The sequence below is a fragment of the Microbacterium sp. zg.Y909 genome (assembly GCF_024626565.1).
Genome location: NZ_JANJFJ010000383.1, coordinates 1 through 4,166, shown reverse-complemented (window position 1 = coordinate 4,166; position 4,166 = coordinate 1). Strand labels below are relative to the sequence as shown.

The following is a 4,166-nucleotide window of genomic DNA, read 5'->3' as shown; positions in this document are numbered from 1 at the left end:
CCCTCCCCGATCTCGAGGATCTTGCTGTCGCGGTAGTGGCGGGCCACGGGGTACTCGTTCATGAACCCGTTGCCGCCGAAGATCTGCGTGGCGTCGCGGGCGTTGTCCATCGCCGCCTCACCCGAGACGAGCTTCGCGATGGCGGCCTCGGTCTTGAACGGGCGCCCCGCATCGCGCAGGTGCGCGGCCCGCACCCACGCCAGCCGCGCCGTGTGCACGCGGGCCTGCATGCGGGCGAGGGTGAACTGAATGCCTTGACGGGTCGACAGCGCCGCCCCGAACACCTGTCGCGTCGCGGCGTAGTCCAGCGCCGCCTCCAGGCATCCCTCTGCCGCTCCGGTCGCAAGCGCTGCGATCGCGATGCGCCCCTCATCGAGGATGTGGAGGAAGTTCGCGAATCCCCGCCCCTCTTCGCCCAGCAGATTCTCCTCGGGCACGCGGCACTCGGCGAAGGTCAGCGGATGCGTGTCGGACGCGCGCCAGCCGGCTTTGTCATAGGCCGGCCCGACGGTGAACCCGGGCGTGCCGCTGGGCACCATGATCGTGGAGATCTCGGGACGATCGCCGCGGCGTCCGGTGACGGCGGTGACGGTGACGAACCGGGTGATGGACGTGCCCGAGTTGGTGATGAACTGCTTGCTGCCGTCGATCACCCACTCACCGCCGTCGCGCCGGGCGGTGGTGCGGGTGGCGCCGGCATCCGACCCCGCCTCGGGCTCGGTGAGCCCGAAACCCGCCAGCGCGCGGCCAGCCAAGAGGTCGGGCAGCAGCTCGGCTCGCTGCGCGTCGGTGCCGAAGCGGAACACCGGCATGGCGCCGAGGCTCACGCCCGCCTCGAGGGTGATCGCGATCGACTGGTCCACGCGCGCGAGCGCCTCGATCGCCAGCCCGAGGGCGAGGTAGGTGCCGCCCTGCCCGCCGACCTCCTCGGGGAAGGGCAGCCCGAACAGCCCCATGTCGCCCATCTGGGCGACGACGTCCATGGGGAGGGTGTGCGTGCGGTCGGCCTCGTACGCCACCGGGGCGACGACCTCGTCGGCGAAGGCGCGCACCATGCGTGCCAGCTCGATCTCGTCATCCTCCAGCGCGTACGAGCTCAGGTCGACGGGTCCGGTCATGGGGTCTCCTCCTGGGGGTCGTCGTGGTCCTCGGGGTCCTGGTGCACCTCGGCGAGCACCTCGTCGCGGCGCACCTGCGCGCCGACGCCGACGAGCATCCGCAGAGCGCCGTCGTGGGGCGCCGTCACGGTGTGCTCCATCTTCATGGCCTCGATGGTGGCCAAGCGAGATCCGGATGCCACCCGGTCGCCGTCCTGAGCGTGCACGGCCACGACGGTCCCCGGCAGGGGCGCCCGCACGTGCGGCGCCGCCGCCGCGTCGACGCGGGTGCGGGCCGTGCGACTGCGCTCGGAGGCGTCGCGACGGGTCACGGACCGCAGCCGATGGGTCGCCCCGGCCAGGTGCACCCACACATCGCCATCGCCGTCTCGCGCGACCGTCGCGCCGAGTGGAACGTCGGACGCGTCGGCTGCGTCGGGCACTGATGCCGCGACCACCGAACCGGACTCGGTCTCGAAGCGCGCGTGGCGGGGCGCCCGGCCGCCGCCGAGCCGCCAGCCGTCGGTGCGCCCCCATGGTGACTGCGGTGACTGCGGTGACTGCGGTGACTGCGGTGACGGCGGTGACTGCGGTGCGGCACCGCCCCCACTCGCGGCGGCCGCGGCGAGCGCGTCTGCCGACGGTTCGGGCGCCGACAGCGGAGGCAAGGCGTCGATGATGTGGGTGTCCAGGCGCCCGTCCTGCACGGCGGGTTCGGCGAGCAGCGCACGCAGGAAGGCGATGTTCGTGTCCACCCCCAGCACGACCGTATCGGCGAGCGCCGCGTCCAAGAGCGCAAGCGCCTCTGGCCGATCGGCACCGTGGGCGATCACCTTGGCGATCATGGGGTCGTAGTGGCTCGTCACGACGCTCCCGGTCTCCACGGCGCCGTCCACACGCACGCCCTGCGGCACCCGCCAGGCGATCACCTCGCCGGTGGCGGGGAGGAATCCGCGGGCGGGGCTCTCGGCGTACACGCGTGCCTCGATCGCATGGCCCTCGATCCGCACATCCTGCTGCGCGAACCCCAGCGGCAGACCCGCCGCCGCCCGCAGCTGCTCGGCCACGAGGTCTACGCCGGTGACGAGCTCCGTCACGGGGTGCTCCACTTGCAGCCGCGTGTTCATCTCGATGAAGAAGAACTCGTCCGGACGGTCGGCGGCCATGAGGAACTCCACCGTTCCCGCCCCGAGGTAGCCGACGCTCGCCGCCGCCCGGCAAGCCGCTTCGCCGAGCCGTCGACGGGTCGTTTCGTCGACAGCGGGCGAGGGAGCCTCTTCGATCACCTTCTGGTGGCGCCGCTGCAGCGAGCACTCGCGCTCGCCGAGGTGCACGACGGTGCCGTGCGCGTCGGCGAGCACCTGCACCTCGATGTGGCGAGGGCGCTCGACGAGCCGCTCGAGCAGCAGCGTGTCGTCGCCGAACGCGCTCGCCGCGACCCGACGCGCGGCGGCGAGCGCATCGGGAAGATCCGCAGGCTCCCGCACGATCTGCATGCCCTTGCCCCCGCCGCCGGCGGAGGGCTTGACCAGCAGCGGGAATCCGTGGGTGTCGGCCGCCGCGAGGATGGCGGCATCCGTCATGCCTGCGGCACTGAACCCGGGCACGACCGGCACGCCGTGGGCGGCGACGTGCTCCTTGGAGCGGATCTTGTCGCCCATGACGTCGAGCGCGTGCGGTGCGGGCCCGACGAACACGATGCCGGCGGCTTCGCACGCGCGCGCGAACGCGGCGTTCTCGGAGAGGAACCCGTAGCCCGGATGCACCGCCTGCGCGCCGCTGTGGCGAGCGGCGGTGATCACGGCGTCGATGTCGAGGTAGGACTGCGAGGCCGGTGCGGGCCCGAGCCGCACGGCGACGTCGGCTTCGCGCACGTGCGGCGCTTCGGCATCGGCGTCGCTGTAGACGGCGACAGAGCGGATGCCGAGGCGGCGGAGCGTCCGGATGACGCGCCGGGCGATCTCGCCGCGGTTGGCGACGAGCACGGTGTCGAAGAGGGGCGCGGTCATGTCACATCCGGAAGAGGCCGAAGCCGGGGGCGGGGAGGGGTGCCCGGGAGATGACGTCCAGGGCGAGGCCGAGCACATCGCGGGTGTCGACCGGGTCGATCACCCCGTCGTCCCAGAGGCGCGCCGTGGCGTAGTAGGGGTCGCCCTGCGTCTCGAACTGGGCGTGCACGGGGGCTTCGAAGGCGGAGCGCTCTTCGGCCGACCAGTCCTCGCCGCGGGCCGCGAGCTGGTCGCCCTTCACCGTCGACAGCACCGACGCCGCCTGAGCACCGCCCATGACCGAGATGCGGCTGCCCGGCCAGCTCCACAGGAACCGGGGCGAATATGCCCGGCCGCACATCGAGTAGTTGCCGGCGCCGAACGATCCGCCGACCACGACGGTGAGCTTGGGCACCCGCGTCGTGGCGACGGCGGTGACCATCTTGGCACCGTCCTTGGCGATTCCGGCGGCCTCCGCGTCACGGCCGACCATGAACCCGGAGATGTTCTGCAGGAACAGCAGCGGGATGCCACGCTGATCGCACAGTTCGATGAAGTGAGCGCCCTTGAGGGCCGATTCGCCGAAGAGCACCCCGTTGTTGGCGAGGATGCCGACCGGATGACCGTGGATGCGGGCGAACGCGGTGACCAGCGTCGTGCCGTACTCCCGCTTGAACTCGTGCACGCTGCCGGCGTCGACGAGGCGGTCGATGACCGCGTGGGGATCGTACGGCACGTTCACGTCCACGGGTACGAGGTCGTACAGCTCGTCGGCGGGGGCCGCGGCATCGGCCGGCTCGTGCACCTGCCACGCCGGCGGCGCAGGCTGCGGCAGTGTCAGCACGATGTCGCGCATGATCTCGAGTGCGTGCTCGTCGTCGTCGGCGAGGTGGTCGACGACCCCGGAGCGCCGGGCGTGCAGCTCGCCGCCGCCGAGCTCCTCGGCGGTGACGACCTCGCCGATCGCGGCTTTGACCAGCGGCGGACCGCCGAGGAAGATCGTGCCCTGCCCTCGCACGATCACCGTCTCGTCGCTCATCGCCGGCACATAGGCGCCGCCTGCCGTGCAGGAGCCCATCAC

General features: G+C 72.1%; 3 protein-coding genes. All 3 read right to left on the bottom strand.

Annotated elements, in window-relative coordinates; translation table 11 throughout:
• Positions 1 to 1,118, bottom strand: a 1,118-nt coding sequence (locus tag NQ160_RS19735) for an acyl-CoA dehydrogenase family protein (RefSeq protein ID WP_257516811.1), incomplete at its 3' end; no start/stop codon positions are given.
• Positions 1,115 to 3,106: an ATP-binding protein gene (locus tag NQ160_RS19730; RefSeq protein ID WP_257516810.1), complete on the bottom strand. Its 1,992-nt coding sequence runs from the start codon at positions 3,104 to 3,106 to the stop codon at positions 1,115 to 1,117. The genes NQ160_RS19735 and NQ160_RS19730, both read right to left, overlap by 4 nt.
• A gap of 1 nt (position 3,107) precedes the next feature.
• Positions 3,108 to 4,166, bottom strand: a 1,059-nt coding sequence (locus tag NQ160_RS19725) for a carboxyl transferase domain-containing protein (RefSeq protein ID WP_257516809.1), incomplete at its 5' end; no start/stop codon positions are given.

What these genes read in the sequence shown, in the direction of transcription:
- NQ160_RS19730 (WP_257516810.1), bottom strand. Translation starts at nt 3,106, where the DNA reads ATGACCGCGCCCCTCTTCGACACCGTGCTCGTCGCCAACCGCGGCGAG.